This is a genomic window from Acinetobacter nosocomialis NIPH 2119 (assembly GCF_000368085.1).
GTDB classification, from domain to species: Bacteria; Pseudomonadota; Gammaproteobacteria; order Pseudomonadales; family Moraxellaceae; genus Acinetobacter; species Acinetobacter nosocomialis.
Genome location: NZ_KB849239.1, coordinates 3,484,851 through 3,499,793, shown reverse-complemented (window position 1 = coordinate 3,499,793; position 14,943 = coordinate 3,484,851). Strand labels below are relative to the sequence as shown.

Annotated in this window: 16 protein-coding genes; 7 read left to right on the top strand and 9 right to left on the bottom strand. The window is 38.6% G+C overall.

Translation table 11 applies throughout. The features are described from left to right. Positions 1 to 59 precede the first annotated feature (59 nt). The 4 genes from F984_RS20185 to F984_RS20170 all read right to left on the bottom strand — a co-directional run bounded on the left by F984_RS20185 (position 60) and on the right by F984_RS20170 (position 3,882). Positions 60 to 1,160: an HPP family protein gene (locus F984_RS20185; protein WP_004711771.1), complete on the bottom strand. Its 1,101-nt coding sequence runs from the start codon at positions 1,158 to 1,160 to the stop codon at positions 60 to 62. Between the two features lie 132 nt (positions 1,161 to 1,292). After that, positions 1,293 to 2,090, bottom strand: coding sequence for a TIGR03915 family putative DNA repair protein (locus F984_RS20180; protein WP_004711769.1), 798 nt, complete (start codon positions 2,088 to 2,090; stop codon positions 1,293 to 1,295). Positions 2,091 to 2,093: 3 nt separating this feature from the next. Further along, complete coding sequence (locus F984_RS20175) at positions 2,094 to 3,356, bottom strand: putative DNA modification/repair radical SAM protein (RefSeq protein ID WP_004711767.1); 1,263 nt, start codon at positions 3,354 to 3,356, stop codon at positions 2,094 to 2,096. 109 nt (positions 3,357 to 3,465) lie between these two features. Then, positions 3,466 to 3,882: a lysozyme inhibitor LprI family protein gene (locus tag F984_RS20170; protein ID WP_004711766.1), complete on the bottom strand. Its 417-nt coding sequence runs from the start codon at positions 3,880 to 3,882 to the stop codon at positions 3,466 to 3,468. Between the two features lie 29 nt (positions 3,883 to 3,911). Between F984_RS20170 and F984_RS20165 the strand changes: the two genes are divergently transcribed. The 3 genes from F984_RS20165 (at position 3,912) to glyS (ending at position 7,473) form a co-directional block, all read left to right on the top strand. Next, positions 3,912 to 4,337, top strand: a complete 426-nt coding sequence (locus F984_RS20165; protein WP_004711764.1) for a hypothetical protein — start codon at positions 3,912 to 3,914, stop codon at positions 4,335 to 4,337. An 89-nt stretch (positions 4,338 to 4,426) separates the two neighbouring features. Then, a complete protein-coding gene (gene glyQ, locus F984_RS20160; RefSeq protein WP_000085212.1) occupies positions 4,427 to 5,404 on the top strand; it encodes a glycine--tRNA ligase subunit alpha in 978 nt (325 codons plus the stop codon). Continuing rightward, positions 5,404 to 7,473, top strand: coding sequence for a glycine--tRNA ligase subunit beta (gene glyS, locus F984_RS20155; protein WP_004711762.1), 2,070 nt, complete (start codon positions 5,404 to 5,406; stop codon positions 7,471 to 7,473). Before glyQ ends, glyS begins: the two co-directional genes overlap by 1 nt. A 51-nt stretch (positions 7,474 to 7,524) precedes the next feature. Here the strand turns inward: glyS and F984_RS20150 are convergent, their stop codons facing one another. Together F984_RS20150 and F984_RS20145 are read right to left on the bottom strand one after the other, a co-directional pair. Further along, a complete protein-coding gene (locus tag F984_RS20150; protein ID WP_004711760.1) occupies positions 7,525 to 7,809 on the bottom strand; it encodes a YciI family protein in 285 nt (94 codons plus the stop codon). A 35-nt stretch (positions 7,810 to 7,844) separates the two neighbouring features. Further along, positions 7,845 to 8,747 carry a DMT family transporter gene (locus F984_RS20145; RefSeq protein ID WP_004711758.1) on the bottom strand — a complete coding sequence of 301 codons (903 nt, stop codon included), beginning with the start codon at positions 8,745 to 8,747 and terminating at the stop codon, positions 7,845 to 7,847. A 108-nt stretch (positions 8,748 to 8,855) separates the two neighbouring features. Here F984_RS20145 and F984_RS20140 point away from each other — a divergent pair, with 108 nt between their 5' ends. The 3 genes from F984_RS20140 to F984_RS20130 all read left to right on the top strand — a co-directional run bounded on the left by F984_RS20140 (position 8,856) and on the right by F984_RS20130 (position 10,805). Then, positions 8,856 to 9,722, top strand: a complete 867-nt coding sequence (locus F984_RS20140) for a LysR family transcriptional regulator (RefSeq protein ID WP_004711757.1) — start codon at positions 8,856 to 8,858, stop codon at positions 9,720 to 9,722. Between the two features lie 145 nt (positions 9,723 to 9,867). Then, complete coding sequence (locus F984_RS20135) at positions 9,868 to 10,287, top strand: hypothetical protein (protein ID WP_002052287.1); 420 nt, start codon at positions 9,868 to 9,870, stop codon at positions 10,285 to 10,287. An 86-nt stretch (positions 10,288 to 10,373) separates the two neighbouring features. Beyond that, complete coding sequence (locus tag F984_RS20130) at positions 10,374 to 10,805, top strand: hypothetical protein (RefSeq protein ID WP_004711754.1); 432 nt, start codon at positions 10,374 to 10,376, stop codon at positions 10,803 to 10,805. 100 nt (positions 10,806 to 10,905) lie between these two features. On the opposite strand, the gene F984_RS20125 is transcribed toward F984_RS20130, so the two are convergent. Then, positions 10,906 to 12,237 carry a S8 family peptidase gene (locus F984_RS20125; RefSeq protein ID WP_004711753.1) on the bottom strand — a complete coding sequence of 444 codons (1,332 nt, stop codon included), beginning with the start codon at positions 12,235 to 12,237 and terminating at the stop codon, positions 10,906 to 10,908. A 35-nt stretch (positions 12,238 to 12,272) separates the two neighbouring features. Beyond that, positions 12,273 to 12,581: a hypothetical protein gene (locus tag F984_RS20120; protein WP_031944342.1), complete on the bottom strand. Its 309-nt coding sequence runs from the start codon at positions 12,579 to 12,581 to the stop codon at positions 12,273 to 12,275. 583 nt (positions 12,582 to 13,164) lie between these two features. Here F984_RS20120 and F984_RS20115 point away from each other — a divergent pair. Then, positions 13,165 to 13,899, top strand: coding sequence for a hypothetical protein (locus tag F984_RS20115; protein WP_002052282.1), 735 nt, complete (start codon positions 13,165 to 13,167; stop codon positions 13,897 to 13,899). 55 nt (positions 13,900 to 13,954) lie between these two features. Here F984_RS20115 and astE read toward each other — a convergent pair whose 3' ends face one another. Further along, on the bottom strand, positions 13,955 to 14,932 hold the full coding sequence (gene astE, locus F984_RS20110; protein WP_004711748.1) for a succinylglutamate desuccinylase: 978 nt from the start codon (positions 14,930 to 14,932) through the stop codon (positions 13,955 to 13,957). Between the last annotated feature and the right edge of the window lie 11 nt (positions 14,933 to 14,943).

The following is a 14,943-nucleotide window of genomic DNA, read 5'->3' as shown; positions in this document are numbered from 1 at the left end:
TTATTTTGGTCGCTACGGTTGCATCCCCTAATCAACCGTAGCTTTTTTTATGCTTAAAATTATAGTTTTCGATTTAACTGCTGTTGTAAAGCCGCGATCATATCTGCACGGCTAATGATTCCTATCAGTTTTCGCTCTTCAACAACAGGAATATAGTTAAATGACTTCTCAACAAAGTAAGGTACAAGATCTTGAATAGGCTGAGTTGGTAGTACAGTAACAACTCGACGACTCATAATTTGCTTTACATAATGTTGCCATGAGTTTCTTGGATCGGCTGCCCCTTTAAACCACTCCACAACTTCATATAGTGCTAAAGTTCCTACCAAGTGGTTTTCTGCATTGACAACAGGTAAGCTCATCAAGTTCACTTGTTTAAATTTATCTAATGCCTGATGAATATCATCATCTTCATGTAGTTTAATCACATCACGGCTCATAATATCCTGACAGGCATATTGGTTCACCATGCGTTCATTGGCATGTTCTTGCGCTTCTAAAATGATTTTTTCTAAATCGTACTGACTAATATCTAATAGTTCAGTGTGATGCTCTAATGCATATTCAATATCTTTTGGCTGAATTGAGACTTTTTGAGTTGGCGTTGGGTCTTTACTGCGTTCATTTAAGTGTGCAGTAACCGGATAATGCCGCCCAATCAGTCTATTAAAAAAGATGGCGAAACCGAGTAGAAGTAATGAATTGAGTAGAACTGGATAGAAAACAAAATAGAAACCTAATTTGTGAATAGCCGCACCACCCAACACAGCCGTAATCGCAACTGCACCACTCGGTGGGTGCAAAGAGTCAGTGGTCATCATTAAAAATATAGCAAGCCCTACAGCCACACTAAAAGCCGTAGTTAAATCCGGAATGTACTGTGCACAGGCTACGCCAATAATGGCGGCTAAGGTATTACCAACAATAACATTCCAAGGCTGAGCCAGCGGACTAGTCGACACAGCAAATAAGAGAACTGAGGAAGCTCCCATAGGTGCAATGTACCATGCATTAATCCCATCTAAAACATACCAGCTAATTAAGGAAGAAATTGCTAAACCGCATAGCGCTCCAACGCCACAAAGCAACCGTTCTTTTAGTGGTAAAACCTTAAAATTCGGTTTTAAAATCTGTAACCATTCTGGCTGTATAACACTCACAGTACACCTTAGGGGATATGCCGTTATTTATAACGGGCAAAAGTATACGCCCAAAGCCACATAAAGTGCATTTAAATTATATCTTTCAATTATCAGAAAACCTGTTGAATATATTCTTACTATTTGAAAATTTTAATATTCCATCAATTTTTCATTTAAATAACGCCAGTAACGTTTCGGCAAATATTGCACATGGAGCTTTATATTCTGGCGTTCTGTAATATTTACGCTCTTAAAATAATCTTTCCAAAGCTGATCATACAAAACTTCTTGCTCATCTAACTCAAGCTGAAAGCTTTGACTCATTCCATTTTTTAAATTACGGTCAACGTCCGAGGCTTCGAGCGAAACTTCATGTATTTCCCGTAAATCATAATAAATTCCAAACTTACGTTGCTCATCATAAATCAACCAACGCTGATCTTGATAACGCCGTTTAAAATGCGGCTGAATGAGTGGTAAAACATTAAAATCAGGACGAACCAGACTTAAAAAAAGCTCATCTTTAGTTTTCTTAAAACGAATAAAAGCCTCCATTCGATGCTTCTCTCGCCCGACCTTTTTCGTCCACTGTGCAATTGCCAGAACACTAGGATTTGAATAATCTTTTTCTATGGAAACATGGCTAGTAAACACATAAATACAGTAATTAAATAAATGCTGATAGGCATCTAAAGATTCGGATAAATAAGCAAAATAAAATTGTTTTAACGAAGAAGATGAAAGCTTTTTTTGTAGCGCAGCCCATACACGTTCAGCATGTTGCTCATTATTTGCAACCTCAATTTTATCGGCAAATAAGCCATGTTGAGCTGCATCATTCAAACAGAGCCTGACCTGTAATTCTTTAAATTGAAATGCACGAAAAACACAGCTTAGCAGCCCAACCATTGAACCATCAAAATAGTAAGCAACTTCCTCATTAAACATGGCCTAAAACCCAAGACTTAATTGTGGCGAGAGCTGCTGCACATATTTCGATGAGCCTTGCGTTAAAATCTGCTGCCGAATAAAACTTGAAGACAATTCTTTTTGGAATTTTGGAGTGTCTTCACAGCGAATAAAGAATTTTGCACGCTGATAGGCCACACCGAGTTTTTTAAGTAAATCGGTATGGATTTTGCCAAAACGGCGTGCTTGCACAATTTTCTTGGCCGATTTCACCCCAATACCCGGCACACGTAAAATCATTTGATAATCTGCACGGTTTAAATCTACCGGAAACTGTTCGGGATGCCTTAAGGCCCAGCTTAATTTTGGGTCTACATCCAGATCCAAATTTGGGTGTTTTTCATTAACAATTTCATTGACTTCAAAACCGTAAAAACGCATCAACCAATCACTTTGATAAAGTCTGTTTTCACGAAGCAACGGCGGTGCAGAACCAACAGCAGGCAAGTAATTATTTTCGGTATTAATTGGAATATAACCCGAATAATAGACGCGTTTGAGTTTAAATTCTTTATAGTGCTTGTCTGCCATGAACAAGACATCTTGATCTGACTCTTGATGCGCTCCTACCACCATTTGGGTGGTCTGCCCTGCTGGTACATATTTCGGCACATGCTTAATAACTTGTCGTTCATCTTTCAGTTGAATGAGTCTGTCACGAACCAAACCTAAATCTTTTTGTACTTCCTCATGTGATTTTTCTGGCGCAAAAGTTTTTAGCCCCATCTCTGTCGGCATTTCTAAATTAATACTCATCCGGTCAGCATATAAACCTGCTTCATGAATCAGTTCAGGCGATGCGCCTGGAATCGTTTTTAAGTGAATATAACCATTAAAGTTTTCTTCAAGACGCAACTTTTTAACCACTTGGAGCATGCGCTCCATCGTGTGATCTGCCGATTTAAAAATGCCGGAGCTTAAAAATAACCCTTCAATATAATTACGACGGTAAAAATTAATGGTTAAATCGACGACCTCTTGTACCGTAAATGCGGCACGTTGAACGTCATTAGAACGACGTGAAACACAATAGGCGCAGTCAAAAATACAGACATTGCTAAACAGAATTTTTAAGAGAGACACACAACGACCATCTTCAGTATAGCTATGGCAAATACCCGAATGACTAGCATCCCCCAGACCTTTATTTTTGTTTTTACGGTCACTGCCACTTGATGAACAAGACACATCATATTTAGCAGCATCAGCAAGAATTTGTAGTTTTTCCCGAATGCGATCAGACATATCAAACGACTCATTTATGGCATCGTTTAGAAAATATCATGTCGCATTCTTAAATTTAATCTAGGGAAGTACGCTCAGCGTCATGAGGTGACGTTTAAAATAATCTGTCTTAATTAACGTATTCTTCAAGCTGCTTTACACGCTTTTCATACTCTTGCATTGGGCAATATGAATACATCGGTGAGCCGATATATGAACCTGCATTATTACATTCCTGATCTACATAGGCTTTCCAGAGTCGCTGAGATTTTAAAATATCTTGGTAACGTTCTGGCTGTTTGTATTCTTCGCTTTGTGCACGAATTTGATCAATCAGAGCAACAATTTTTTCTTCATAAGTCTTTTTAGCTTGTTCAGAACAGCTATACACGACCATATTATTAATGCTTTCAAGCTTCATTTCTTTAATGGTCTGGTCTACACATTGATTGTATTCATCTTGCTCATCAGTTTCGGTTTGCGCGTAAAGCCACGGGCTACAGAAAAGGCTGGATAAAACAATAAGTTTGCAGCAAAATTTCAACATAACTTCTTCTCAGTTCTATAATTTTTAATATGCTTCAATATAACAAAAAAACGATTATTCATGCACTTGCGCTTGCACCCCTACCATTGCTGAGTTTATCTGCCTTAGGGGTCATGACATTAAATGCTGAGTTTAACCTTTATTCGATTGGAGTTATTTTACTAGCCCATTTCTTATTTTATTTACTTTTTTATGGCCTTCTAATTATTCCTTTCGCATATATCATTTCCTATTTTCTGGCCCGTAAAAGTCGTTTAAATCTGATGAGTATTTTCATCAGCGGAACTGCGATCTGGATTTTGATTAGCCCTATTGCACGTTTGTTTTTTGTCGGGTCATTCCCGTCTCCTTGGTGGAATATTTATAAGATTTACAGTTTTTATCTCATGATTTTATTTACCGGCTTTTGCTACTGGTTAAGCTTGAAATGGCTAAGCCGAAAACAAATAGGCTAATCACGTATTCATTTGATTAAGCCTTTGCCACTCCCCTACAAAATCCTTATACTTAGGGGCAATTTTTCTCATAAATTCGTGGATGCTACATGAGTCGCGCCATCTCGCACATTGATACATTTCAGGGCTTAATTCTTGCCCTACAAAACTATTGGGCCGAACAAGGCTGCGTCGTACTACAACCTTACGACATGGAAATGGGCGCTGGAACATTCCACACCGCAACATTCTTACGTGCTTTAGGGCCAGAGACTTGGAACGCGGCATACGTTCAACCTTCACGTCGTCCAAAAGATGGCCGCTACGGTGAAAACCCGAACCGTTTGCAACACTACTATCAGTTCCAAGTGGTACTTAAGCCAAACCCAGACAACATCCAGCAGCTTTATCTTGATTCTTTAAAAGCAATCGGGATTGATACGCTTACTCACGATATCCGTTTCGTAGAAGACAACTGGGAATCTCCAACTCTTGGGGCTTGGGGCTTAGGTTGGGAAGTTTGGCTTAACGGTATGGAAGTAACTCAGTTCACTTACTTCCAACAAGTTGGTGGTGTTGAATGCTACCCAGTAACAGGCGAAATCACTTACGGTTTAGAACGTCTTGCAATGTACCTACAGGGTGTTGATTCGGTATATGACCTTGTTTGGACGAAAGGCCAATTCGGCACGGTAACTTACGGCGACGTATTCCATCAAAATGAAGTTGAGCAATCGACTTATAACTTTGAATACGCTCCAGTTGACAAACTATTTGAACTGTTTGATTTCTACGAGTCAGAAGCAAACCGTTTAATGGAAGCTAAACTTCCACTTCCAGCTTATGAGCAAGTTGTTAAAGCGTCTCATACCTTTAACTTGCTTGATGCACGTGGTGCAATTTCTGTGACTGAGCGTCAGCGTTACATTTTACGTGTACGTACTTTGGCACGCGCAATTGCACAAAGTTATGTACAAGCGCGTGCAGAACTTGGCTTCCCAATGGCAGAACCGCATTTACGTGATGAAGTATTGGCACAGCTAAAAGCACAAGCTGAAAGTGAAGCAGCAAAGGCGGAGAAAAACTAATGAGCAAACATACTGTTTTATTCGAACTTGGCTGTGAAGAGCTTCCACCAAAAAGCTTAAAAACATTACGTGATGCACTACAAGCAGAAACTGTAAAAGGCTTAAATGAAGCAGGTTTAAACTTCGCATCTGTTGAAGCTTATGCTGCTCCACGTCGTTTAGCGCTTAAAATTGTGGATGTAGATGCTGCGCAAGCGGATACACAAAAACGTTTTGACGGCCCTGCTGTTCAAGCAGCTTACGATGCAGAAGGCAAACCGACTAAAGCACTTGAAGGCTTTATGCGTGGTCAAGGCATTACTGCTGATCAGCTTTCTACTTTCCAAGCAGGTAAAGTTGAAAAAGTTTGCTATTTAAAAGATGTGAAAGGTCAAAGCCTTGACGCTTTACTTCCACAGATTTTACAAACTGCATTAGACAATTTACCAATTGCTAAGCGCATGCGTTCTGCTGCAAGCCGTACCGAATTTGTACGTCCAGTGAAATGGGTTGTCTTACTCAAAGACGACCAAATTGTTGACGCGACTATTCAAGATCATAAAGCTGGCAATGTGACTTATGGTCACCGTTTCCATGCACCTGAAGCTGTAACTTTAGCGCATGCAAATGACTACTTGGCTGCTTTAGAAAAAGCTTACGTTGTTGTGAACTTTGAAAAGCGTCAGGCAACCATACAAGAACAAGTGAAAAAGTTAGCTGATGAAGTTAACGCGACTGCAATTGTTCCAGCTGACTTACTTGATGAAGTAACAAGTCTGGTTGAATGGCCTGTAGCTTTACGTGCAACTTTTGAAGAGCGCTATTTAGCTGTTCCTCAAGAAGCACTTATTACGACAATGCAAGACAACCAGAAATATTTCTGTTTGATCAATGCGGAAGGTAAATTACAACCTTACTTCATTACTGTTTCAAACATTGAGTCTAAAGACCCGACTCAAATTATTGAAGGTAACGAAAAAGTTGTTCGCCCTCGTTTGTCTGATGCTGAGTTCTTCTTCTTACAAGATCAAAAGCAACCGCTTGCATCTCGTAAAGAAAAACTAGCAAACATGGTATTCCAAGCACAGCTTGGGACGCTTTGGGACAAATCAACACGTATTGCAAAACTTGCTGTTGCATTATCTTCAATCACTGGTGCAAACCCAGCTGATGCTGAAAAAGCCGCATTACTTGCTAAATGCGACTTAACGTCTGAGCTTGTTGGTGAATTCCCAGAACTTCAAGGTATTGCGGGTACTTACTACGCACGTATTGAAGGTGAAAACACTGAAGTTTCTGAAGCTTTAGGTGAGCAATATTTACCAAAATTTGCGGGTGATGTTTTACCAAAAACCAAAACAGGTACAACCATTGCCCTTGCTGACCGTTTAGATACGCTGGTTGGTATTTTCGGTATTGGACAAGCGCCAACAGGCTCTAAAGATCCGTTTGCTCTTCGTCGTTCAGCAATTGGTATCTTACGTTTAATCATTGAAAATGAGCTAGACGTAACAATTGAAGAGTTAGTAAATCTTGCACTTCAAGGTTATGGCGATATCGTTAAAGACCACGACAAGACTCGTGCTGATGCGGTTGCATTCTTGGAAGGTCGTTACCGTGCCAAGTACGAAGACCAAGGCGTTGCTGTTGACGTACTTCAAGCAGTTCAGGCTCTTGCACCAAAATCTCCACTTGATTTTGACAAGCGCGTAAATGCTGTTAACCACTTCCGCACATTACCTGAAGCTGCTGCACTTGCTGCTGCAAATAAACGTGTTGCTAACATTCTTGCCAAAGAAGCAGCACCAGAAGGTTCTGTTGTTGAAGCGAACTTGGTTGAAGATGCTGAAAAAGCATTATTTGCTGAGCTTCAAGCAGTGACACCTGTAGTTGAACCATTACTTGCAGCAAAAGACTACACTGCCGCCCTTTCTAAGCTTGCAGCACTTCGCGCGCCGATTGATGCATTCTTTGATGGCGTAATGGTAATGGCAGATGATGCTGAACTGAAAGCAAATCGTTTACGTTTATTGGCTCAGTTACGTAACTTGTTTACTGCTGTGGCTGATGTAAGTGTGTTACAGGGTTAATTAGTTCTTTTTAAATAAAGGGATCTTTTATAGATCCCTTTATTTTTTGAGTTAAATAAGCTCTTTAATTTCTTCTAAACTTTTTGACGGCTCAAACCACATAAAATCATAATTGGCCACATCATGAATATAAAATGGATCATTTTTCATGATTTCCTCGGCTTCTTGAATAGAAGAGCTGAGAACCAAAATTACCCCACCTACTCTATTTTCGCGGCGACCTGATGCCAGAAATTTCTTTTGCTCATAGTAATGATCTAAAAATGCGATATGTTCTTTTAGCACTGCATCAACTTCGGCTAACGGTTTTTTATAAGTTAAAGTAACAACAATCATCTCATTCTCTTAAAGCAAGTAGCGCATGATATAGCTTATTCGATAGTACGCCTATTCCCCCAATTCATCCATACCAAACTCCCCACAATAATTACTCCACCTAGCAGGACCATCATTGACGGTTTTTCATTTAAGAAAAGAACCGCTAAACTCATTGCCACAATGGGTGAACAATATAAAAAATTCGATGCAATCGTTAACGGCATATTTTTAAGTACATATCCCCAAAGTACATAAGCCATTGCACTTGGGAAAATACCCAATAAGATAACTGACATATTGGCTTGCCAAGTAGCATGTAAAATTTCACTAGGTAAATGAGCACTATAAAATAATAAAGGAATGGTCCCGAACCAAATGATGTAGCACATCATGCTCAAGGCATCATAATTTAAGGCAAATTTTTTATATAAATTAAAATAAAGCCCCCATGCAATTGCAGCTAAAACAATCAACAAACTATAAGGGCTCGGCACACCAAAACCATGATCTCCACTAACCACCAACACGGCGCCACAAAGGCCCAGCAAAATACACAACCACTGTTTGAAACGAATTTTTTCTTTAAAAAGTAAAGCTGAAATAATAAAAGTGAATAGCGGAATAGATTGACTTAAAATGCTGGAAGCAACAGCAGTTACATATTGCTGCCCGGTATTTATAAGTAAGTGATGTAGCGTTACAGAGAAAAAACCTAATACAGCAAGTGCAGGAGCATCTTTCCACTTTAATGGCTGAATTCCTTTTTTCATAACCAAAAGCAGTAAAAAAACAGATGCAATCAAAAAACGGAGCAAGGCAATATGCTGCGGTGTATATGAATGCAAGGCACTATGTACACCAATAGGTGAATACCCCCAACAAAAGACAGTAATAGCAATACATAAGTAAAGCTTAAAAGCTGGAGGCTGGGTTTCCGCAGCAAGAGAAATTGCCATGTTAAATCTGCACTAATGAAATGGAACTCTTTCATCATATGCACATAGATAGTTGAATAAAATTAACTTATATTGAGTCAAATATTCATTAAAAGTGAATGATTAAATATGGATATTACCCAGTTAAAAATGTTTCAGACCGTGGTTGAATGCGGGACCATGGTTAAAGCATCACTACAACTACATTGCGTACCATCCAATATCACTACACGCATTAAGCAGCTTGAAGAAGAACTCGGCGCACCATTGTTTTATCGTGAAGGGAAAGCTTTAAAACTCACACCGTCAGGAGAAATCTTTCTCGATTATTGCCATAAAATTTTAGCGCTATGCGATGAAGCCAAACGAAGTATTCATCCAGATGCACCTCCCTCTGGCCCGCTCAAAATTGGAGCTATTGAATCTTCTGCTACAACTCGCCTGCCCAACTTACTTGCAAAATATCATCAACGCTACCCTGAGGTTTCTATTCAAATTATTACTGGCACATGGAAACAGTTATTAGTTGATATTTCTCAGCACAAACTTGATGGTGCAATTGTCGCAGGTAATATTGAATTTCCGATGCTGAATAAACTCAGTATTTACCAAGAAGACATGGTCTTGATTGCATCTCACTCTTTGGGTGAAATTCATTGCCAAGAAGATCTGATTGGTAAAGAAATTTTTATGTGGACTGAAGGCTGCCCTTACCGTGCAGCTTTAGAAGAATGGCTTAAACTCAAGAATATTTCACTTCCCATCACCAGCATTACCAGTTATGCCACGATTATTGGTTGTGTGAGTGCAGGTTCTGGTGTGGCTTTAGTCCCTAAGAGTATTTATGAGCAATATAAAAATTTAGCTCATATTCAAAGCTATAAGTTTGAACATCTTGCCTTTATGCAAAATCACTTTTTCTGGCATAAAAACGTGAGCAACCATAAAGCAAGAGATACGTTTATAGAACTTATCAAGTCTGAATTTTATTTATAAGTCTCAGAAGAGTAAGTCAATTGCTGTTAAATGATGAATTCTCGTAATTAAATCGTATGGGTTTTATCACATGCCTGCACAAGATTTATTTTTAACAGTAAGATCAGCACTTCAACTTTTAAAGTAATTGGGGAGATTGATCCAAATGAAAACCTTACAAGTGTTATGCGTTGCAAGCTCTATACTGGCCTCATCAACCCTTTTTGCTGAAACAACACAGACACAACAAGTAAATGAAGTAGCACCTAAGACGCAACCTTATGGTGACAATCCAAGTTTAGGACGTGTTCTATTATATAAAACAGGAAAAGGCATACAAAATTTAGGAGATTCTATTCAAGGTGCTTCCGAAAACACTTCACAAAAAATTAGTGAAAAATGGCAAAGTACTAAAGAATTTACAGCTGAAAAAGCAGAGGTCGTTCAACAAAAAGCAGATACAGCGAAAGTGTTTACTGAACAGAAAATAGAACAAGCCAAACAAAATATTACTAGTAGCCGAAATGGCCAAAACATACCAATTGAACAAGGCGAGTTAAGCAAATCTAGCACGACGACCAATTAAGTTTGAGTTTGAATAGCGCGATCATTTCGCGCTTTTTAAAAAATATAGACATTTAAAAATACTACAAAGAGCGAGGAATGTGCCTTATGAATAGTCAAAAACTTCTCTTTTCAACACTCTGCTGTGTAGCACTAACTGCTTGTGCAACCACAAAATCCGTTTCTTCTTATTCTCAGGCACAAGTTTTAGAACAAGATACTAATATTGAAGCTTATCCCACCACGACAGGTAATGTAGCCAAACTCATTAAACACGATAAACAAGCTTGTATGATTGAATTTACAGGTTATTTAGGTGGTGGCCAAGTTACTGAGCACTGGATTTTTAACAATAAAGGGTTAATTTCAGCTCAATCATTTACGGAGCAATATCCAGATTCTTCTGGCATATTAAGTCAAGCCATCAACTCAACAACGAAAAGTTCAATCACTTTTAATATCCAAGATCCCGCAATTCAAAATAATTTTAAAAAGCTACAGAGCAATTTTAGTAAAGCCAATTTAGCGAAGTGTGGTTAAAAAACTCCCATAAAAAAAACTCGTTGCAGAAGTAATCTTTTGCAACGAGCCCTAGCCATTTAAATTTCTTGGACCTAATAAGAAATTATAAATATGCTATTTAGTTAACGGTTAAACCATTGGTTGCCGCCAGTAAATCAATACGTGGGAAAACCAAACCTGTTCTTGAATCTGTAATAGGTTTACCCGTGGTTTTTAAACGATTAATGGTCTGATCAATAGTTTCAGTTGGTGTAACACTGTTTGCTCTTAATAACGCAATTGCGCCAGCCACATGTGGCGTGGCTTGAGAAGTACCTCCCATAGTATAACCACCCGCAGTAATCATTGCCCCTGGTGCCAATAAAGTCACAAGACTGCCCCCGTTACTAAAACATGCCACCTTGTCCGCTGCCGTGGTTGGGTCAGAACATTTCACTGGGTTCCCCCATGAAACACCACCAATATTACTATCATATACAGCACCTACTCTTACCGCTCCAGCAACACAAGCAGGTGAAGAAATACCATCAGGAAATGCATCGTTACCTGATGCAACTACTGGTACTACCCCAGCAGCTCGCGCATTTGCGAACGCCGTTGCATAACTACTATTACTACATTCAGATTTGTATTTAACACCAGGAATACCAAGACTTAAATTGATCGCTTTAATATTGTATGTTTTAGCGTTATTTACTGCCCAGTTAATCCCTGCAAGGATATCGCTATCATAGGCTGAACCTGACCGAAAAACGTCTATTCCAATAATTTTTGTTTTGGTGGCAACTTTAGACACAATCGCTGAAACATTACTACCATGACCATTATCGTCAAGTGAGCCATCATCTGGGGCACTATCAAATGCATAAACGACACGGCACGTACTTGAAGGTGAATTAACTGCTGTACAACCAAAATCCGAATGTAAGTAATTTACCCCCGTATCAAGCACAGCCACACTGGAACCAGTTCCATTAAAGCCTTTGGTATTAGCTTGAGGCTGGTTAATTAAAGGCAAACTTTCCATGGTTGTCGCCTGATTAATCCGGTTTGGATATACAGCCTTAACGTTCGGATCATTAAGCAAATCAACCAAAGCTTCTTTATTACTAATTCGGTAAAAAGCTATAGGTAAATTATTGTAGTCCCGAAGTACTTGTACCCCTACACCACGATTAAACCTTGACTGGATATTCTTTTTATTTGCAGCAATATAACTTCGCCGTTCCAAACCTGTAGCCACACTTTCCGAAGGAATATTGTATTCAACAATAAGATCATTAGATTCATTGGTAACCAAAGTATCTAAGTTAATTTTACCCTGAAATACTTTTTGTTTTGCTGCTTGATTTAACTGCTGTTTGGCACCTTTAGCGTCCAAAGGAACAGCGGATGCAGTTGTACTTAAGATCGTACATAGACCTAATAGAAATAACGTTTTACTTTGCATTATTTTTCTCCGTAGTTTTTCAACTAACAATTTACTTATTTCGCTTTTATTTCATTTGCTGGATCTTTTTCTGGATCAATCGGTTGAATCGAAGGATCACTTTTTGTGTCATAAAAAGGAACAGTATCTTCTGATACGGGTTTGGGTTGAGTTGAATTTAAAGATAAGTTTTTAGGTTGAGCAGGCTCCTTAAGTTTAGAAAGTAAAGATGAAGTGTCTGGTTGTGATGAATTCGACTTGTTTAAAGCAGAATTGAACACCTCAGATGCACCGTTTGTTGGCTTAAAATAGAGAACAACGGCGACTAAGCCGACCAATATGAAAAGGGAAGCAATAATTTTCATCATTTAAGATCTCTGTTATTTTGTTTATAGACATCTATATTTATTTTTGATTATTCGAAATAAAGCACTATTTCTTAAGTTATATTTCATGTGAAATTTCTATTTCATGAAATATATAAACATGAGAAAAGCAAAATCATCTTTTCCCGAATAAGCAAAAATACAGTTCTGCCCTTTACGTTTATATTTCTGGCAGAATATGGTTCAAAAAAGCGCCAAAAAGCACCTTATTCTCATAATAAGCAATAACTATGCCGTTATCTCGAATAAAAAATGAAAAAAGAATCATCTTTATAGATATAGAAAAATGGTCATGTTAAATATTTTTGGGTATTTTTATTTTAGAAAAGAAAAAGACGAAAAGTATTTTGCTCGTTTTTAAATCATAAAATATCGGTATCTATTTCACTTTATTATTAATATTTTCTTTTCTCCACAATTTCTCCCTAATGTGTTGAATGACTGTAATGCTGTTGTAACGTTTTGATTAAGGTGATTCCCAAGCGAATCAAGCCTTAGATATGATGCGATTGCGTTTATGAAATACCTCACTAAAAGGGTATATTCTTTGAAGGATATCGCAATGAAAATGATGAAAACAGCTATCGTGACTGCAAGCGTTCTTGCCTCTGCTTCTATTTTTGCACAAAGTGCGGGCATTAATGCAGACGCTTCTGCTCAAGTAAATGTACAACCGGGTGGACTTGTTAGTGGCGTAACAAATACAGTTAAAAATACTGCACATACTGTAGGTAGCACTGCAAAACATGCTGGTCATGTAGCTGCTAACACTACGGTTAAAGCAACTAAAAAAACAACAGGAAAAGTAGCTGAACTTTCTTCTGATGCTGTAACAGGCACTAAACATTTTGCTACTGAAGCAGCAACAGGCACAAAAAATTTAGCGACTAAAGCTGCAACAGGTACTAAAAACTTAGCAGTTGAAGCTAAAGCTGATACAAAAGCACATCTTGATGCAGTAAAAACTAAAGTTGCTGAAAAACAGGCTGAACAAAAAGAATTTAGCGCTGAAAAACAAGCTGATGCTCAAGCACGTGTAGATGCAGTTAAAGCTCGCGTAGCTCAAAATCAAGCAGAGCAAAAAGAATTTGTTGCGGGTACTAAAGCTGATGCTCAAGCACAATTAAATGCAGCTCAACCAGCTCATGCAGTCAACGCTCAAACAGGCGTAAATGTTGGTGTTAATGTTGCTCCGGTTGGAATCAGTGCAAATGCAAACGTAAATGCAGGGGCTCAAGGCTCTACACAAAAAACTGAAAAGAAATCTTTCGTTAAAGGCCTTTTTGGCACTAACTAATTAAAGTTACCAATAAAAAAGGGCGACTCATCGCCCTTTTTTATTTATCTAAAAATTATGAGTGTGTTTCGGTTAAAACCAAACCTGCACGTAAACCAATCTTCACATTTGGGTTTGGAAATAAAATCCAGACCTGATCTTGTTCAACTACATAGTTACCAGAAGGTTGAGTCGCAATGATTTCGCCTTTGGTAAATGTTGAAAAGTTCGGAGCCTCAGCCGATAAGTTCATTTGGAAATCCTCATCTTTTTTAATTAAAGAATCAGACACCTGAAACACTCGAATTTTTGTTTTATTTCTTAACGGTAAAGCTTGTTCAGAAACGACATTGCGAATAACTTCATCAATTGCGGCAAACTGGCTCAAGTCATTTTGTCCAAATGGCAAAGCTTTGCCTAACTCCAAAGTTGCACTCGCAGCTTTAAAGCTTTCACTTGTAAAATGTGTAAATGTTTTACCCGCAGCCCTGTGATAAACCAAAGCATCTAAGTCAGCAGCTTCAAGGCTTGCTGTCAAATCAGCATCATAGTCATGCGTTTGATAAGGTAATAGAGCAAAGGTTGGTAATAATGAAGCACGAATTGCTGTATGTAAATCATAGTGATAGCGCCTAGCATTACTTGCACTTTCTTTAAAGAAACTAGCAACTGCCTGCTCTAAAACCTCAGCTCGCTTAGACTCTTCTGTTACAGGTAAATTTTTATACCCACCACAGAACATACGGTTTACATCATCATACACATAACGCTTGCCTTGACGCATTGCATACGGATTACCCAATACAAGCAATAATCTCACTGCAAGTTTTAAGCGTCCGGCAAATAAATCGGTGCAAAGATGAGATAACAACTCAATTGGTGCTGTTTCATTACCATGTATCCCAGCTGACAGTACGACAGCTTTGTCGTACTGCTCATGTGGTGTACATTCAAGAAGACCCTCACCTAACCAACGCCAAGTAAAATTATCTTGTTTTCCCTCGCGAGTTGTAGGCTGCTCACCTTGTAAGGTTAATGCTAGAAAATCTTGCATGTCACCTCCTC

What these genes read in the sequence shown, in the direction of transcription:
- F984_RS20165 (WP_004711764.1), top strand. Translation starts at nt 3,912, where the DNA reads ATGCTTCAATATAACAAAAAAACGATTATTCATGCACTTGCGCTTGCA.
- F984_RS20130 (WP_004711754.1), top strand. Translation starts at nt 10,374, where the DNA reads ATGAATAGTCAAAAACTTCTCTTTTCAACACTCTGCTGTGTAGCACTA.
- F984_RS20145 (WP_004711758.1), bottom strand. Translation starts at nt 8,747, where the DNA reads ATGGCAATTTCTCTTGCTGCGGAAACCCAGCCTCCAGCTTTTAAGCTT.
- astE (WP_004711748.1), bottom strand. Translation starts at nt 14,932, where the DNA reads ATGCAAGATTTTCTAGCATTAACCTTACAAGGTGAGCAGCCTACAACT.
- F984_RS20140 (WP_004711757.1), top strand. Translation starts at nt 8,856, where the DNA reads ATGGATATTACCCAGTTAAAAATGTTTCAGACCGTGGTTGAATGCGGG.
- F984_RS20150 (WP_004711760.1), bottom strand. Translation starts at nt 7,809, where the DNA reads ATGATTGTTGTTACTTTAACTTATAAAAAACCGTTAGCCGAAGTTGAT.
- glyQ (WP_000085212.1), top strand. Translation starts at nt 4,427, where the DNA reads ATGAGTCGCGCCATCTCGCACATTGATACATTTCAGGGCTTAATTCTT.
- F984_RS20115 (WP_002052282.1), top strand. Translation starts at nt 13,165, where the DNA reads ATGAAAATGATGAAAACAGCTATCGTGACTGCAAGCGTTCTTGCCTCT.
- glyS (WP_004711762.1), top strand. Translation starts at nt 5,404, where the DNA reads ATGAGCAAACATACTGTTTTATTCGAACTTGGCTGTGAAGAGCTTCCA.
- F984_RS20180 (WP_004711769.1), bottom strand. Translation starts at nt 2,090, where the DNA reads ATGTTTAATGAGGAAGTTGCTTACTATTTTGATGGTTCAATGGTTGGG.
- F984_RS20170 (WP_004711766.1), bottom strand. Translation starts at nt 3,882, where the DNA reads ATGTTGAAATTTTGCTGCAAACTTATTGTTTTATCCAGCCTTTTCTGT.
- F984_RS20120 (WP_031944342.1), bottom strand. Translation starts at nt 12,581, where the DNA reads ATGAAAATTATTGCTTCCCTTTTCATATTGGTCGGCTTAGTCGCCGTT.
- F984_RS20175 (WP_004711767.1), bottom strand. Translation starts at nt 3,356, where the DNA reads ATGTCTGATCGCATTCGGGAAAAACTACAAATTCTTGCTGATGCTGCT.
- F984_RS20125 (WP_004711753.1), bottom strand. Translation starts at nt 12,237, where the DNA reads ATGCAAAGTAAAACGTTATTTCTATTAGGTCTATGTACGATCTTAAGT.
- F984_RS20135 (WP_002052287.1), top strand. Translation starts at nt 9,868, where the DNA reads ATGAAAACCTTACAAGTGTTATGCGTTGCAAGCTCTATACTGGCCTCA.